Below are 15,042 nucleotides of genomic sequence, written 5' to 3' on the forward strand. Positions count from 1 at the left end.
TTGCCGGATGCTTCAATGGAACGCCCGCGTTTTCGTCGCTATTTCCTTCACCCACGTTTCTGGGGCCTGTGGCTGGGCCTGGGCCTGCTGTGGCTGGTGGTTCAGTTGCCCTATCGGGCCCTGTTGAAAGTCGGCGCGGCGCTGGGTGCGCTGATGTACCACTTCGCCGGGGAACGGCGGCGCATCGCCGCGCGCAACCTCGAGTTGTGCTTCCCGGAACTGTCGGACGACCAACGGCAGCGCCTGCTCAAGGCCAACTTCGCTTCGACCGGCATCGCCTTCTTCGAAATGGCCATGAGCTGGTGGTGGCCCAAGGCCCGGTTGGCGCGCCTGGCCCATGTCGAGGGGCTGGAGCACCTGCAGGCCGCCCAGCAGGCGGGGCAGGGCGCGATCCTGATGGCGGTGCATTTCACCACCCTGGAAATCGGCGCTGCGCTGCTGGGCCAGCAGCACACCATCGACGGCATGTACCGCGAGCACGGTAACCCGCTGTTCGACTTCATTCAGCGCAGCGGCCGCGAGCGGCATAACCTGGACTCGCTGGCGGTGGAGCGCGAGGATGTGCGCGGCATGCTCAAGCTGCTGCGTTCGGGCCGGGCGATCTGGTACGCACCGGACCAGGACTACGGCGCCAAGCAGAGCATCTTCGTGCCGCTGTTCGGCATCCCGGCGGCGACGGTGACCGCCACCAGCAAGTTCGCCCGGTTGGGCAAGGCGCAGGTGATTCCGTTCACCCAGAAGCGCCTGGAGGATGGCAGCGGCTATCGTCTGGTGATCCACCCGCCGCTGGCGGATTTCCCCGGGGAAAGCGAAGAGGCGGACTGCCTGCGCATCAACCAGTGGGTAGAAAGCGTGCTGCGCGAATGCCCCGAGCAGTATCTGTGGGCGCACCGCCGGTTCAAGTCGCGGCCCGAAGGGGCGCCGCGGTTGTATGAGAAGAAAAAGCGCTGAGCCTTGCTTTGCCTGTGCCGGCCTATTCGCGGGTGAACCCGCTCCACAAGTTCTCCACATGTCTTGAAGGCTGTGCAACACCTGTGGGAGCGGGCGAGCCCGCGAACAGGCCGGGCCTGAAAACAGCTGATCCAGGAAGGACCCCATGGCCCCACCCCCGGTAACCGGTCTCATCCTTTCTGGCGGCGGCGCCCGCGCCGCCTATCAGGTCGGTGTGCTGGCCGGCATTGCCGAGCTGCTGCCCGCCGGCGCGCACAACCCGTTTCCGGTCATCGTCGGTACCTCCGCCGGCGCCATCAACGCCGTCACCCTGGCCAGTGGCGCGGCCCACTTCAACGATGCCGTGCAACGGCTCACGGCCTTCTGGCAGAACGTTCGCAGCCACCTGGTCATCCGCAGCGACTGGCCCGGCGTGGTTCGCCAGGCCTGCCGCTTCGTCGGCCACAACCTGTTGGGCGTGGGCAGCCCGGCGCCGGTGGCATTGCTCGACAGCAGCCCGTTGCGCGGCCTGCTGCAAGCGCACCTGAAGCTGGACGGCATCGCGCACGCCCTGGCCGCCGAACAACTGCGTGCGGTTGCAGTCACGGCGTTCGGCTACGAGTCCGGCCAGGCGGTAACCTTCTACCAGGGGCGCGGCACCATTGACGCCTGGTTGCGCCACCGTCGCATCGGCATGCCCACGCCGTTGACCATCGAGCATCTGCTGGCCAGCGCGGCGATCCCGTTGCTGTTTGCCCCGGTGCGGCTGGGCGACGAATATTTCGGGGATGGCGCGGTGCGCCAGTCGGCGCCGATCAGCCCGGCGCTGCACCTGGGCGCCAGCCGCGTGCTGGTGGTCGGGGTCAGCGGCAACCCGCAGCGGCCGGCGCCGCCGTTGCCGGCCCAGCGCGTGTTCAGCGGGCAGCAGCCGAGCCTGGCGCAGATCGGCGGGCACATGCTCAACAGCACGTTCATCGACAGCCTGGAAGACGACATCGAGTTGCTGCAGCGGCTCAACCACCTGAGCCACCTGTTGCCGCCACACCTGGATGCCCGGAGCCTGGGGCTGGCGCCCATCGAGGTGCTGGTGGTGGCGCCCAGCCAGCCGCTGGACGAGATTGCCGCACGGCACCGGCGCGAATTGCCGGCGGCGTTGCGCCTGTTCCTGCGCGGGCCGGGGGCGACGCGCACCAGCGGGGCGGGGGTGTTGAGCTATCTGCTGTTCGAAGCGAGTTATTGCAGCGAGCTGATCGAGCTGGGGCGGCGCGATGCCTTGGCCAAGAAGCGCGAGCTGTGCCAGTTTCTGGGGATTTGATGTTGCCTGTGCTGGCCTTATCGCCGGCAAGCCAGCTCCCACAGAACCCCACAATGTCCAGACCTGTGGTGATCCTGTGGGAGCGGGCAAGCCCGCGAAGAGGCCAGACCTGCTTACTCGGCTATCTGCAACTTGCGCGCCTGGGTATACACATAGCGCACCTTCTCGTACTCGAACGGCGAATTCAGCTGGCCGTAACGGAAGTTGGTGGTGTAGCGCTTGTCGACTACGCGCAGGGCAAAGATTTCCGGGTGATCGGTGCTGGCTTCGGCCACGTTCAGGTAGTTGATCGCCTGTTCGCCGGCATAGTCCACCACCAGCCCGGTGGTGTCGCGCAGGTTCGACGGCCCCAGCACCGGCAGCATCAGGTACGGCCCGTCCGGTACGCCGTAGAAGCCCAGGGTCTGGCCGAAATCCTCGCTCTGGCGTGGCAGGCCCATCTTGGTCGCCGGGTCCCACAGCCCACCCACGCCGATGATGGTGTTGAACATCAGCCGTGCGGTGATCTCCGCCGAACGCTTGGCCTTCAGCTGCAAGACGCTGTTGAACAGGTTCGGCACATCGCCCAGGTTGTTGAAGAAGTTGCTCACCCCGGTGCGCACGAAGCGCGGGGTGACGTACTGGTAGCCGCTTACCAGCGGCAGCAGCACCCATTGGTCCAGGCGGTAGTTGAAGTGGTAGACACGCCGGTTGATCGACTCCAGCGGGTCGTACACGTTCAGCGCTTCCAGGGTGGAGCGCTCGAACTCGCGCTGGTCCAGCCCAGGGTTGAATTTCAGCTCGCGCAGCGGGTCGATGAAGCCATCCGCCTCGGGCGCCAGCGGCGTTGCGACCACTTGCGGGTCGGCCTCGACCACGCTGGCCCGCGCTGCGGTTTCGGCGGCCAGGGCATGGCCGCTGGCGAACAGGGCAGTGGCGAAGAGGAGTTTGTTAACCACGGAAGAACTCCAGCATGGCGTCACTGTTGACGCGGTAGTTGAGGTTGCCGCAATGGCCGCCGTGAGGGTAAAGGGTCAGGCGGTCACCGAACACCTTGCGCAGAAAACCGATATCCCCCGGGCCGAGGATGACGTCGTCGGCGTTGTGCATCACGGCGATCTTGTCGCTGCTGCGCAGGTAGTCCTCCAGCGCGTACAGGCTGACCTGGTTGACCAGCTGCAGGATGCTGTTGCCGTCGGTGCGGGCGCGCCACATGGGGATGACCTGTTCGGTCATGTAGCAGTCGAAGTCGCACTGCAAGGCACGCTTGAAGAACGGCGTGAGGCTGCTGCTTTCGGTGATCGGGTATTTCGGCGGAATGATCAGGCCGCGGCGGTTGATCAGGTCGGAGGTAAAGGCGATATCGGCCGCAGAGAAGCGGAACGAGGTGCCGATCAGCATGGCCATCTGTTCGTTGGACAGGTGCTGGCGCGACTGCTGGAAGTCGTACAGCAGCGCCTCATTGAGGTCGATGTAGCCCTTTTCCTGGAAGTAGCGGGTCAGCTTGGTCAGCATCAGTTCGTAAAAGGTGGTGCTGCGGTCGATGCCCTTGACCTGGGTCTGCACCAGCTTGTCGAGGTTGTTGATCGAGGTGTACAGGTTGACCGGCGGGTTCAGCAGCAGCACGCGCTTGAAGTTGAAGCTGCGGCGGGTTTCGTCCAGGTGGCTGACGAACGCCGCGTCGAGGGCCCCCAGGCTGTAGCCGGTGAGGTAGAACTCGCTGACTGGCAGACGCGGGTGCTGGGCACGCACGGCCTGCATCACCCGGTACATGTCTTCGGCGTCTTCCTGGCTGACGCCGGGGGTGGCGAAGCGTGAGGCGGCGCTCATGAAGTCGTAGCTGGTGGGTGACGACAGTTGCACCACATGGAAGCCGGCCTGGTAGAACAGCTTTTTCAGGTATTCGTTGATGCTGCTGCTGTAGGGCGCGCCGGTGCCGGCAATGATGAAGATCAGCGGCGCCTCGCGGTCCTGGCGGGCCAGGCGGTACTTGAGTTTTTTCACCGCCCAGAAGTTGTCGGGCAGGGTGAATTCACGGTCCGGGCGCAGGTTGAGGCTGTAGTCGGACTGGCTGATTTCGTCGTCGCCGGGCAAGGTCGGGCGCTGGTCCGGCGGCGTGGTGGCGATGGTCGCCTCGAACGGGTTGGTCAAGGGGTAGCCATAGCTCGCGGCGTCGATATCCCGCGCAGAAGCGGCCACAGCCATGAGCAGGCCGCCGAGCAGGGCAGCGAGGCGCAAAGATCGAAGCATGTAATCCCCCAAAAGAACGCAAGGTCGAGCGGTGTGCAGGCTAGGACCACGGCGGCCTGGGCAAAGTTGCCGGGTGTGGTGGCCTTTTGTGTGCTTGTTATCTGCAACATAGCTGCAGAGCGCTGATTTTGCCTTACAACAACGCTTCAGCGATCATGGATGCTTTCGATTACCGCTATTGGAGAACTGGATGTCTCGTTCGTTGCCGGCTGCGCTGCTGGTACTGGTTCTGGGACTGTGGCTGGCCGCCAGTTATGGCGTGCGCTACGGGCTGATGGAAGATGGCCAGTGGGTGGGCTTGTGCAGCGTGCCGGCGGCGTACTGGCAGTGTGAGGTGCGCGCGCTGCTGGGCTTGGGCATTCACTACCAGGTGCTGGCCTGGAGCGGGCTGGGGCTGGCGCTGCTGGCGCAGCTGGTGGCCGCGCGGGGCGGCTGGTGGCTGGCGTTGTTGGCGCTGGTGTTCGCGGTGCCGGCGCTGGTGCTGTATACCGCCAGCATTGCGGTGTTCGCGCTGGTGCTGGCGGGGTTGCGGCTGGTCAGGCAACCGCAGTGAACTCGACAGGGGCCGCTGTGCGGCCCATCGCCGGCAAGCCAGCTCCCACACCGACCGCATCAGCCTAGGGCCGTCTTGCTCAAATCTGAAAGGCGACGCGGTCGGTGTGAGAGCCGCCTTGCCGGCGATGGGCGCGCGCAGCGGCCCCAAGGGCATCAAGCCGGTCGCAAGCGCAAGCTCCGCCACAACGCCACGGTCATCAACCCGCTGACCGCCGCCCAGCCCCAGGCCTGCTGGTTCTGCAGCCCTTCGACAAACAACTGCGGCGCCACCCCGGCCCCGACCATGAACGCCAGCAACGCCACTTCCGCCCGTCGCGCACGCACCGGCCACAGCGCATACACCAGCGCCGGCAACGCCAGCGCCGCAGTCGGGAAGCTGCGATAACGCGGGTCGAACACCATCGCCAGCATGCTCACCGCCGCAGCAAAGCCGGCTGCCAGCAACAGCCAGCCGGCCCGCGCCTGCAGCCAGGCGAACAGCCGCTCGCGCCAGCCCGTGCGCCGCGCCAGGGCCAACACCGCGTGGGCCAGCACCAGCAGGTTCAGCGCCGCCAGCAGCAGCGCCCACAACCATTCCCCGGCAAACCGTGCATGGGTCCGCATCAGCTCGCCCCACAGCCCTAGGCAGCCGGCACCGAACGCCGCCAGCAGCGGCAGCAGCAAGGCCGCCGTGGTGGTCGCGGGGCGCCCGGCAAGCAGCAGCATCAGCGCCATCAGCACAGCACTGGCGAACAACCATTGCGGCCAGTGCGGCAGGTTGCTTACCGGCCCTTCGAGCACGCCCTTGTCCTGGCGATCGGCATCGTAAAGCCCCCAGTAACCGCCGACCGCGCCCTCGTTGGCGCGCTTCCAGGGCTGGTCGAACGCCTCGATCAGGTTGTAGTGCCAGCCGTTGCGCTCGGCCAGGGCGACAAAGCCACGAATGAACCGCGCCTCGTTGACCCGGCTGGGCTTGGCGGTCTCGCGCTGGCGGCCTTCGCTGGGCCAGCCGGTTTCGCCGATCAGGATGTCCTTGGGCGCGAAGCGCGTGCCGAACACCCGGCGCACATCGGCAACGTGGGCCAGGGCCTGGTCGATGCCGCGCGGGTCGTCCTCCCAGTAGGGCAGCAGGTGGATGGTCAGGAAGTCCACCGCCGGCGCCACTTGCGGGTGCTGCAGCCAGAACTCCCAGACATCGGCGTAGGTGACTGGCACCTTGACCTGGCTTTTCACCCGGGCAATCAGCCCGGCCAGATGCGCGCCGGTCATTTCCTTGCGCAGCAGCGTCTCGTTGCCGACGATCACCGCGCTGACCACGTCAGGGTTGGCATTGGCGGCGGCGATCAGCAGGTCGATTTCCCGGTCGGTGTCGGCGGGGTGGGCGTTGACCCAGGCACCGAGCATCACCTTCAGGCCATGCTTGCGCGCCAGCGCCGGGATCGCCTCGAGACCGGTCATGGAATAGGTGCGGATGCACTGGAAGCGCGCAGCCAGCAGGGCCAGGTCGGCGTCCATGCGTGCCGGGCGCAGGCGAAACGGCTGGTCGTAGGGCGACTGGTCCTTGTCGAACGGCGTGTACGAGGCGCATTGCAGCTTGTGCGTCGGGCTGGCCGCGTCGGGCAGCTGTACCGGCTGGCCGAGCCCGTACCAGAGCCCTGCAAGCCCGAGCAGGGCAAGCAGGCAGGCAAGCAGGTACAACGGCAACAGCAGGCGGGTGGAACTGGGCATCGGGCGGTCCATCGTCAGGCGCAAAAGGATAGATAGTAGCCCGGCGCCAAACCTTTGGCATGCAAGGATCGCGCAGGTCGGCGCGGGCCGATGGCGCTAATGGCATAGTGCTGTCGCCTATGGTGCGGTACAGGTCGCAGCTGGATCAGGTCGCCACGTGTTGCAGGAAGATGATGCAATCTCCAAGACCTGACGAGGGGATGCTTTGATGGCAACTTTGAAAAAAATGCGACGTTTCCTGGGCGTGGGCACTGCCGTGGTACTGGGAATGAGCGCAGCACAGGCAATGGCCAAAGAAGTCAGCATCGGTTACGTGGATGGCTGGGCCGACAGTGTGGCGACCACCAACGTGGCCGCCGAAGTGATCAAGCAGAAACTCGGCTATGACGTGAAGTTGCAGGCGGTGGCCACCGGGATCATGTGGCAGGGCGTGGCGACCGGCAAGCTCGATGCCATGTTGTCGGCCTGGTTGCCGGTGACCCATGGTGAATACTGGGCCAAGAACAAGGACAACGTGGTCGATTACGGCCCCAACTTCAAGGACGCCAAGATCGGCCTGATCGTCCCCGAATACGTCAAGGCGGTGAGCATCGCCGACCTCAAGACCGACGACACCTTCAAGCAGAAGATCGTCGGCATCGACGCCGGCTCCGGCGTCATGCTGAAAACCGAGCAAGCCATCAAGGACTACGAGCTGACCGGTTACAAGCTGCAGGCCAGTTCCGGCGCGGCGATGACTGCCGAACTGGGCCGTGCCTATGCCAAACAGCAGTCGATCGCGGTGACCGGCTGGGTACCGCACTGGATGTTCGCCAAGTGGAAGCTGAAGTTCCTCGAAGACCCGAAAGGCGTGTATGGCGCGGCAGAAACCGTGAACAGCATCGGCAGCAAGGAACTGGCGAGCAAGGCGCCGGAAGTGGCGGAGTTCCTGAAGAAGTTCAACTGGCAGTCGAAGGACGAGATCGGCGAGGTGATGCTGGCGATTCAGGAAGGCGCCAAGCCTGAAGCGGCGGCCAAGGACTGGGTGGCCAAGCACCCTGAGCGCGTGAAGGAGTGGACTGGCAAGTAACTACCCGTCAGGGCCGGTTCTGCTGCTTCGCGGGCTTGCCCGCTCCCACAGGGATATCACTGCCTTCAGGCTTACTGATAACCCCTGTGGGAGCGGGCGTGCCCGCGAATGGGCCATCACTTTGTTACGCAACCGGTAAAACACCGTTGCATCTAAGACTAAGGTCGTCTGGTTGGCGTTGCATAGCCGCATAAAGTAAGGGTCGTGGGTTCCATCCCCTATCTGTGCTGCTAGGACAAAAACAATGAACGACAGCATTTACCTCTCGATACAAAACAGCCCCCGTTTCAAGGAGCTGGTCACCAAACGCGAACGGTTCGCCTGGATTCTCTCGGCGATCATGCTCGGCCTGTACTGCGCCTTCATCCTCCTGATCGCCTACGGTCCTCAAGTACTGGGCGCCAAGCTCAGCCCTGAGTCGTCGATTACCTGGGGCATTCCCCTGGGCGTCGGCCTGATCATCTCGGCATTCGTCCTGACCGCCATCTACGTACGCCGCGCCAACGGCGAATTCGATGAGCTGAACAAGGCCATCCTGAAGGAGGCGCAACAATGATTCGCCACGCCAAAGCCCTGGCCGTACTGGCCTGCGGAGCCTTCGCACCCGCCGTGTGGGCCGCCGATGCCCTGACCGGCGAGGTGCAGAAGCAGCCGCTGAACGTTTCTGCGATCGCCATGTTCGTGGCGTTCGTCGCCTTCACCCTCGGTATCACCTACTGGGCCTCCAAGCGCAACAAGTCGGCGTCCGATTACTACGCCGCCGGTGGCAAGATCACCGGCTTCCAGAACGGCCTGGCGATCGCCGGTGACTACATGTCGGCCGCCTCGTTCCTGGGTATTTCCGCGCTGGTGTTCACCTCTGGCTACGATGGCCTGATCTACTCGATCGGCTTCCTGGTCGGCTGGCCGATCATCCTCTTCCTGATTGCCGAACGCCTGCGCAACCTGGGCAAGTACACCTTCGCCGACGTGGCCTCGTACCGCCTTGGGCAGAAGGAGATCCGCACCCTGTCGGCCTCGGGTTCGCTGGTGGTGGTGGCGTTCTACCTGATCGCGCAGATGGTCGGTGCCGGCAAGCTGATCGAGCTGCTGTTCGGCCTGGACTACCACGTGGCGGTGATCCTGGTGGGCATCCTTATGTGCCTGTACGTGCTGTTCGGCGGCATGCTCGCCACCACCTGGGTGCAGATCATCAAGGCCGTGCTGTTGCTGTCGGGTGCCAGCTTCATGGCGCTGATGGTGATGAAGCACGTCGGCTTCGACTTCAACACCTTGTTCTCCGAAGCGATCAAGGTACACGCCAAGGGCGAGGCGATCATGAGCCCGGGCGGCCTGGTCAAGGACCCGATCTCGGCGTTCTCGCTGGGCCTGGCGCTGATGTTCGGTACCGCTGGCCTGCCGCACATCCTGATGCGCTTCTTCACCGTCAGTGACGCCAAGGAAGCGCGCAAGAGCGTGCTGTACGCCACCGGCTTCATCGGCTACTTCTACATCCTCACCTTCATCATCGGCTTTGGCGCCATCCTGCTGGTCAGCACCAACCCGGAGTTCAAGGACGCCGCGGGCGCCCTGCTGGGCGGCAACAACATGGCAGCGGTGCACCTGGCCAACGCCGTGGGTGGCAGCGTGTTCCTCGGCTTCATCTCGGCGGTGGCCTTCGCCACCATCCTGGCGGTGGTTGCCGGCCTGACCCTGGCGGGTGCCTCGGCGGTGTCGCACGACCTGTACGCCAGCGTCTGGCGCAAGGGCAAGGCCAACGACAAGGACGAGATCCGCGTGTCGAAGATCACCACCGTCGCCCTGGGCGTGCTGGCGATCGGCCTGGGCATCCTGTTCGAGAAGCAGAACATCGCCTTCATGGTCGGCCTGGCATTCTCCATCGCCGCCAGCTGCAACTTCCCGGTACTGCTGCTTTCCATGTACTGGAAGAAGCTGACCACCCGTGGCGCCATGATCGGCGGCTGGCTGGGCCTGGTGAGCGCGGTGACGCTGATGGTCCTCGGCCCGACCATCTGGGTGCAGATCCTCGGTCACGAGAAAGCGATCTACCCGTACGAGTACCCGGCTCTGTTCTCTATGGCCATTGCCTTCGTCAGCATCTGGTTCTTCTCGGTCACCGACAAGTCCAAGGCTGCTGAAGACGAACGTGCACTGTTCTTCCCGCAGTTCGTGCGTTCGCAGACTGGCCTGGGGGCTTCGGGGGCTGTTTCGCACTGATCCTTGCGGTCTTGCCGTAATGAAAAAACCGCGCCTAGGCGCGGTTTTTTCATGGTGTTGCCGCTAGATCATGCCTAGCAACAACAACACCAGCAGAATGACCAGCACCACGCCGATGATGCCGGACGGGCCGTAGCCCCAGCTGCGTGAGTGCGGGAAGACCGGTAAGCCACCAATCAGCAAAAGGATCAGGATGATGATGAGAATCGTGGTCATGACGGAGTCCTTGCGTGGTTGAAGGTCAAGGGCCTCGGACTGCTGGCCTCTTGTAAAATGGGACCGGCGCCGCTTGTGAAAGATTCCATTTTTGTATGCGCAGGCTATCCACAGGGTCATGCCCGCTCATTCACTGCCCTGATTAACCCTGCCGTCGCGCAGGCCCTTGTTTAGACTGCGCTCAACAGTCATCAGCACAAGGCCAGCCACCATGCAAAACCGCATCATGATCACCGGCGCCGGGTCCGGCCTCGGTCGCGAAATCGCCCTGCGCTGGGCGCGTGAGGGCTGGCGCCTGGCGCTGGCCGATGTCAACGAAGCCGGCCTGCGCGAAACCCTGGAGCAGGTGCGCGCGGCGGGGGGCGATGGCTTCGTCCAGCGCTGCGATGTGCGCGACTACAGCCAGCTCACCGCGCTGGCTCAGGCCTGCGCCGAGCAGTTCGGCGGCATTGACGTGATCGTCAACAATGCCGGGGTCGCCTCGGGCGGCTTCTTCGCCGAGCTCTCGCTGGAGGACTGGGACTGGCAGATCGCGGTCAACCTCATGGGCGTGGTCAAGGGGTGCAAGGCGTTCCTGCCGCTGCTGGAGCGCAGCAAGGGGCGGATCATCAATATCGCCTCCATGGCCGCGCTGATGCAGGGCCCGGGCATGAGCAACTACAACGTGGCCAAGGCCGGCGTGCTGGCCCTGTCGGAAAGCCTGCTGGTGGAACTGCGCCAGCTGCAGGTGGCGGTGCACGTGGTATGCCCGTCGTTCTTCCAGACCAACCTGCTGGACTCGTTCCGCGGGCCGAACCCGGCGATGAAGGCGCAGGTAGGCAAACTGTTGGAAGGATCGCCGATCAGCGCGGTGGAAATCGCTGAGTACATCCATCGGCAGGTGGCGGCCGGTGAGTTCCTGATTCTGCCGCACGAGGCCGGGCGCCAGGCTTGGCAGGTGAAACGCCAGGCCCCCGAGCGGCTCTATGACGAGATGGCCGAAATGGCGGCGAAAATGCGCGCCAAGGCCCATTCGCGGTGAACAATCTGTAAGGAAAATTACTGAGTGGTGTAGGGCGCTTCTGAATCGCGGCGGAGCTATTGAGTAGCCGAATGCCATCAAGGCAGGCTCCGGTTTTCCCTTTCGCTGGAGGATCGGAGCATGTTGGTAATAGGGCGCGAAGTAGGGGAAGTCATCATGATTGGCGATGACATTCGGCTCATGGTGGTGGAAGCCCGGGACGGGGTGGTGCGTTTTGGCGTGGATGCCCCGCGTGAGGTGCCGGTGCATCGGGCCGAGGTGTACAAGCGGATCAAGGAGGCCGAGCAAAACAAGGTCTGATGTCGCCTGCAACGGCCTCTTCGCGGGTGAACCCGCTCCCACAGGTACGGCACAGTCCTCGAGAGCGGTGCGATCCCTGTGGGAGCGGGTTCACCCGCGAAGAGGCCGGCCCGGCTAGTCGAGCAACTCGCGCGGCACATCATGCCTGGCCAACAGCTGGCACTGCTGGCTCTCCGGCTCGAACAGGATGAACGCCTGGCCTTTGGCCAATGCCTGGCGCACCCGCAGTACACGGGTTTCCAGCGGGGTGTCGTCGCCGTTGTCGGTACCGTCGCGGGTGACGAAGTCTTCGATCAGGCGGGTCAGGGTTTCGGCTTGCAGTTGCTCGTAGGGGATCAGCATGTCAGGTGTGGTCTAGGTGTCGGTGTGGCCATGCTACGCGAAACCTTCGGCATTTTGGGGCTGCTTGGCAGCCCCAAGGGCCTCAAGCCTTGTTGCCGACCAGGCTGTCCACCGCCGGCACCCGCGTATCGCTCTCCATCTGCGCATCGTGTTCCAGCTGGTGGCTGAAGCGTTCCAACGAGGCATTGGCCGGCTGCGAGTCGCTGGCGAACACCGGCGGGCTCAGCAGGTAGGCCGACAACAAGCGGCTCAGCGCCGCCAGGCTGTCGATGTGGGTGCGCTCGTAACCATGGGTGGCATCGCACCCAAACGCCACCAGCGCGGTACGAATATCGTGCCCCGCCGTCACCGCCGAATGGGCATCGCTGAAGTAGTAGCGGAACAGATCGCGGCGTACCGGCAGGTCGTGGTCGCCGGCCAGCTTCAACAGGTGCCGGGACAGGTGGTAGTCGTAGGGCCCCGACGAGTCCTGCATGGCCACGCTCACCGCATGCTCGCTGGAAGCCTGCCCGGGCGCCACCGGGGCGATGTCGATGCCGACGAACTCGCTGACGTCCCAGGGCAGGGCACCGGCTGCACCGGAGCCGGTTTCTTCGGTGATGGTAAACAGCGGGTGGCAGTCGATCAGCGGCTGGCGGCCACTTTCCACCACCGCTTTCAGCGCCGCCAGCAACGCTGCCACGCCGGCCTTGTCGTCCAGGTGACGGGCGCTGATGTGGCCGCTTTCGGTGAACTCGGGCAGTGGGTCGAAGGCCACGAAATCACCAATGCTCACGCCCAGCGCCTCGCAATCGGCGCGAGTGGCGCAGTAGGCGTCCAGGCGAACCTCGACGTGCTCCCAGCTGATCGGCATCTGGTCGATGGCGGTGTTGAAGGCATGCCCGCTGGCCATCAGCGGCAGCACGCTGCCACGGAATACGCCGGTGTCGGTGAACACGCTGACCCGGCTGCCTTCGGCGAAGCGGCTGGACCAGCAGCCGACCGGCGCCAGGGCCAGACGGCCATTGTCCTGCAACTGGCGCACGCTGGCGCCGATAGTGTCGAGGTGGGCGGACACGGCGCGGTCAGGCGAGGTCTGGCGGCCTTTGAGGGTGGCGCGGATGGTGCCGCGGCGGGTCAGCTCGAAGGGGATGCCCAGTTCTTCCAGGCGTTCGGCCACATAGCGCACGATGGTGTCGGTGAAACCGGTGGGGCTGGGGATGGCGAGCATTTCCAGCAGCACGCGCTTGAGGTAGTCGAGATCGGGTTCGGGGAGTCGTTCGGACATGAGTACTCCTTTTGGCAATTGCGTTGACTTCTTCGCGGGCGCGCCCGCTCCCACAGGGACCCCACAAGTCTCAAGAAAGGTGGCAAACCTGTGGGAGCGGGCATGCCCGCGAAGAGGCTCTCAGCGGTCAGGTCAAAGGCCGACTATGCGGAAACAGCAGGTCGATGAACCGCTCCGCGGTCGGCTGCGGTTCGTGGTTGGCCAAGCCGGCGCGTTCGTTGGCTTCGATGATCACGTACTGCGGCTGCCCGGCATCCGGCACGATGAAGTCCAGCCCCACCACCGGAATCTCCAGCGCCCGCGCAGCGCGCACGGCTGCGTCGGCCAGCACCGGGTGCAGGCGTTCGGTCACATCCTCCAGGGTGCCGCCGGTGTGCAGGTTGGCGGTGCGCCGTACGGCCAGGCGCTGGCCGGCAGGCAGCACATCGTCATAGGCAAAGCCCGCCGCACCCAGGGTACGCTCGGTTTCATCGTCCAGCGGAATGCGGCTTTCGCCGCCGGTTGCCGCCTGGCGCCGGCGGCTCTGGGCGTCGATCAGCTGGCGGATGCTGTGCGTGCCGTCGCCTACCACCTGGGCCGGGTGGCGGATGGCGGCGGCCACCACCTCATAGCCGATCACTACGACGCGCAGGTCGTACCCGGCATGGAAGCTTTCCAGCAACACCCGGCTGTCGAACTGCCGGGCATGGGCCACGGCGCGGGTGATCTCGTCGATGCAAGTCAGGTTCACCGCCACGCCCTGGCCTTGTTCACCATCGACCGGCTTGACCACCACCGCGCCGTGCTCGTCGAGAAACGCCAGGTTGTCGTCGGCATTGCCTGCCAGTTGCTGCGTCGGCACTTGCAGGCCGGCGTTATGCAGGGCCTGCTGGGTCAGGCGCTTGTCCTGGCACAGGGTCATGGTCACGGCACTGGTCAGGTCGCTGAGCGATTCCCGGCAGCGAATGCGCCGCCCGCCCAGGCTCAGGGTAAACAAGCCGGCGGCGGCGTTGTCGACCTGCACCTCGATGCCGCGCCGTAGCGCCTCATCGACGATGATGCGCGCATAGGGGTTGAGGTCGGCTTGCGGCCCGGGCCCGAGAAAAAGCTGCTCGTTGATGCCGTTCTTGCGCTTGACCGCGAAGGTTGGCAGGTTGCGAAAGCCCAGCTTCTGGTACAGGCGTTTGGCCTGGCGGTTGTCGTGCAGCACCGACAGGTCCAGGTAGGCCAGGCCACGGCTCATGAAGTGCTCGATCAGGTGACGCACCAGCACCTCACCGACGCCGGGGCGGGTGCATTGCGGGTCGACCGCCAGGCACCACAGGCTGCTGCCGTTTTCCGGGTCATCGAAGGCCTTGCAATGGTTCAGGCCCATCACGCTGCCGATCACCGCACCGCTGTCCTCGTCTTCGGCCAGCCAGTACACCGGGCCACCCAAGTGGCGCGGCGTCAGCAGCTCGGCATCGACCGGCAGCATGCCGCGCGCCTGGTACAGGGTGTTGATGGCGTGCCAGTCGGCCGGGTTCTGCGCCCGGCGCACGCGAAAGCCGCGAAACACCCGCTGCGCCGGGCGGTAGTCGGTAAACCACAGGCGCAGGGTATCGGAGGGGTCGAGGAACAGTTGCTGCGGTGCATGCGCCAGCACCTGCTGCGGTGCCGCCACATACAGCGCGATGTCACGTTCGCCGGGGCACTCGCCCAGCAGGTCCTCGGCCAGTTTGGCCGGGTCGGCGTAGGTGTGGCCGATCAGCAGCCGGCCCCAACCGCAGTGCACTGCACGCGGTTGGTCGTGGGGCTGGCTACCGTCGCCCGCCAGGCGCGCTTGCAGGCGCTCGTAGGAGGGCGCCTGGCCGCGCATCAGGCGCTGACCAAAAGGGGTTTCGTGGGCTTTCATT

15 protein-coding genes are annotated in these 15,042 nt (G+C 64.9%); 8 read left to right on the top strand and 7 right to left on the bottom strand.

What is annotated here, in order from left to right:
• The first annotated feature begins 15 nt into the window (after window positions 1–15).
• Both C6A77_RS03200 and C6A77_RS03205 read left to right on the top strand, forming a co-directional pair.
• The gene (locus tag C6A77_RS03200) at window positions 16–951 is read left to right on the top strand and encodes a lipid A biosynthesis lauroyl acyltransferase (RefSeq protein ID WP_114167977.1); all 936 of its coding nucleotides are present in this window, start codon (window positions 16–18) and stop codon (window positions 949–951) included.
• A gap of 145 nt (window positions 952–1,096) precedes the next feature.
• The gene (locus C6A77_RS03205; RefSeq protein WP_114167978.1) at window positions 1,097–2,245 is read left to right on the top strand and encodes a patatin-like phospholipase family protein; all 1,149 of its coding nucleotides are present in this window, start codon (window positions 1,097–1,099) and stop codon (window positions 2,243–2,245) included.
• 113 nt (window positions 2,246–2,358) lie between these two features.
• On the opposite strand, the gene C6A77_RS03210 is transcribed toward C6A77_RS03205, so the two are convergent.
• Complete coding sequence (locus C6A77_RS03210) at window positions 2,359–3,183, bottom strand: VacJ family lipoprotein (RefSeq protein ID WP_114167979.1); 825 nt, start codon at window positions 3,181–3,183, stop codon at window positions 2,359–2,361.
• Window positions 3,176–4,474: a serine/threonine protein kinase gene (locus C6A77_RS03215; RefSeq protein ID WP_114167980.1), complete on the bottom strand. Its 1,299-nt coding sequence runs from the start codon at window positions 4,472–4,474 to the stop codon at window positions 3,176–3,178. Before C6A77_RS03215 ends, C6A77_RS03210 begins: the two co-directional genes overlap by 8 nt.
• Before the next feature lie 190 nt (window positions 4,475–4,664).
• Between C6A77_RS03215 and C6A77_RS03220 the strand changes: the two genes are divergently transcribed.
• Window positions 4,665–5,027 (top strand): hypothetical protein, encoded by a 363-nt coding sequence (locus C6A77_RS03220; protein WP_114167981.1) that lies wholly within the window; start codon window positions 4,665–4,667, stop codon window positions 5,025–5,027.
• A gap of 155 nt (window positions 5,028–5,182) precedes the next feature.
• Here the strand turns inward: C6A77_RS03220 and C6A77_RS03225 are convergent, their stop codons facing one another.
• Window positions 5,183–6,748 carry a beta (1-6) glucans synthase gene (locus C6A77_RS03225; RefSeq protein ID WP_114167982.1) on the bottom strand — a complete coding sequence of 522 codons (1,566 nt, stop codon included), beginning with the start codon at window positions 6,746–6,748 and terminating at the stop codon, window positions 5,183–5,185.
• A gap of 196 nt (window positions 6,749–6,944) precedes the next feature.
• On the opposite strand from C6A77_RS03225, the gene C6A77_RS03230 reads away from it, so the two are divergent.
• The 3 genes from C6A77_RS03230 to C6A77_RS03240 all read left to right on the top strand — a co-directional run bounded on the left by C6A77_RS03230 (window position 6,945) and on the right by C6A77_RS03240 (window position 10,022).
• Window positions 6,945–7,805 carry a glycine betaine ABC transporter substrate-binding protein gene (locus C6A77_RS03230; RefSeq protein ID WP_114167983.1) on the top strand — a complete coding sequence of 287 codons (861 nt, stop codon included), beginning with the start codon at window positions 6,945–6,947 and terminating at the stop codon, window positions 7,803–7,805.
• 244 nt (window positions 7,806–8,049) lie between these two features.
• The gene (locus C6A77_RS03235) at window positions 8,050–8,361 is read left to right on the top strand and encodes a DUF485 domain-containing protein (RefSeq protein WP_114167984.1); all 312 of its coding nucleotides are present in this window, start codon (window positions 8,050–8,052) and stop codon (window positions 8,359–8,361) included.
• A complete protein-coding gene (locus tag C6A77_RS03240; protein ID WP_114167985.1) occupies window positions 8,358–10,022 on the top strand; it encodes a cation acetate symporter in 1,665 nt (554 codons plus the stop codon). Before C6A77_RS03235 ends, C6A77_RS03240 begins: the two co-directional genes overlap by 4 nt.
• 63 nt (window positions 10,023–10,085) lie before the next feature.
• On the opposite strand, the gene C6A77_RS03245 is transcribed toward C6A77_RS03240, so the two are convergent.
• Entirely contained in the window at window positions 10,086–10,238 is a 153-nt protein-coding gene (locus C6A77_RS03245) for a DUF3309 family protein (protein ID WP_003252624.1), read from the bottom strand.
• A 211-nt stretch (window positions 10,239–10,449) separates the two neighbouring features.
• Between C6A77_RS03245 and C6A77_RS03250 the strand changes: the two genes are divergently transcribed.
• Entirely contained in the window at window positions 10,450–11,259 is an 810-nt protein-coding gene (locus C6A77_RS03250; protein WP_114167986.1) for an SDR family oxidoreductase, read from the top strand.
• A 120-nt stretch (window positions 11,260–11,379) separates the two neighbouring features.
• Window positions 11,380–11,559 (top strand): carbon storage regulator CsrA, encoded by a 180-nt coding sequence (csrA, locus tag C6A77_RS03255; RefSeq protein ID WP_114167987.1) that lies wholly within the window; start codon window positions 11,380–11,382, stop codon window positions 11,557–11,559.
• 114 nt (window positions 11,560–11,673) lie between these two features.
• Here csrA and C6A77_RS03260 read toward each other — a convergent pair whose 3' ends face one another.
• From C6A77_RS03260 to ngg, 3 genes are all read right to left on the bottom strand, one after another.
• Window positions 11,674–11,901, bottom strand: a complete 228-nt coding sequence (locus C6A77_RS03260; protein WP_114167988.1) for a YheU family protein — start codon at window positions 11,899–11,901, stop codon at window positions 11,674–11,676.
• A gap of 82 nt (window positions 11,902–11,983) precedes the next feature.
• Window positions 11,984–13,168, bottom strand: coding sequence for an osmoprotectant NAGGN system M42 family peptidase (locus tag C6A77_RS03265; protein WP_114167989.1), 1,185 nt, complete (start codon window positions 13,166–13,168; stop codon window positions 11,984–11,986).
• Between the two features lie 127 nt (window positions 13,169–13,295).
• On the bottom strand, window positions 13,296–15,041 hold the full coding sequence (gene ngg / locus C6A77_RS03270) for an N-acetylglutaminylglutamine synthetase (protein WP_114167990.1): 1,746 nt from the start codon (window positions 15,039–15,041) through the stop codon (window positions 13,296–13,298).
• Between the last annotated feature and the right edge of the window lies 1 nt (window position 15,042).

This window comes from Pseudomonas sp. AFG_SD02_1510_Pfu_092 (assembly GCF_003331055.1).
Taxonomy (GTDB): domain Bacteria; phylum Pseudomonadota; class Gammaproteobacteria; order Pseudomonadales; family Pseudomonadaceae; genus Aquipseudomonas.

Bases quoted from the DNA above. Each gene is read 5' to 3' on its own strand.
- C6A77_RS03220 (WP_114167981.1), top strand. From the start codon at position 4,665: ATGTCTCGTTCGTTGCCGGCTGCGCTGCTGGTACTGGTTCTGGGACTG.
- C6A77_RS03260 (WP_114167988.1), bottom strand. From the start codon at position 11,901: ATGCTGATCCCCTACGAGCAACTGCAAGCCGAAACCCTGACCCGCCTG.
- C6A77_RS03250 (WP_114167986.1), top strand. From the start codon at position 10,450: ATGCAAAACCGCATCATGATCACCGGCGCCGGGTCCGGCCTCGGTCGC.
- C6A77_RS03265 (WP_114167989.1), bottom strand. From the start codon at position 13,168: ATGTCCGAACGACTCCCCGAACCCGATCTCGACTACCTCAAGCGCGTG.
- C6A77_RS03215 (WP_114167980.1), bottom strand. From the start codon at position 4,474: ATGCTTCGATCTTTGCGCCTCGCTGCCCTGCTCGGCGGCCTGCTCATG.
- csrA (WP_114167987.1), top strand. From the start codon at position 11,380: ATGTTGGTAATAGGGCGCGAAGTAGGGGAAGTCATCATGATTGGCGAT.
- C6A77_RS03240 (WP_114167985.1), top strand. From the start codon at position 8,358: ATGATTCGCCACGCCAAAGCCCTGGCCGTACTGGCCTGCGGAGCCTTC.
- C6A77_RS03205 (WP_114167978.1), top strand. From the start codon at position 1,097: ATGGCCCCACCCCCGGTAACCGGTCTCATCCTTTCTGGCGGCGGCGCC.
- C6A77_RS03245 (WP_003252624.1), bottom strand. From the start codon at position 10,238: ATGACCACGATTCTCATCATCATCCTGATCCTTTTGCTGATTGGTGGC.
- ngg (WP_114167990.1), bottom strand. From the start codon at position 15,041: ATGAAAGCCCACGAAACCCCTTTTGGTCAGCGCCTGATGCGCGGCCAG.
- C6A77_RS03225 (WP_114167982.1), bottom strand. From the start codon at position 6,748: ATGGACCGCCCGATGCCCAGTTCCACCCGCCTGCTGTTGCCGTTGTAC.
- C6A77_RS03200 (WP_114167977.1), top strand. From the start codon at position 16: ATGGAACGCCCGCGTTTTCGTCGCTATTTCCTTCACCCACGTTTCTGG.
- C6A77_RS03230 (WP_114167983.1), top strand. From the start codon at position 6,945: ATGGCAACTTTGAAAAAAATGCGACGTTTCCTGGGCGTGGGCACTGCC.
- C6A77_RS03235 (WP_114167984.1), top strand. From the start codon at position 8,050: ATGAACGACAGCATTTACCTCTCGATACAAAACAGCCCCCGTTTCAAG.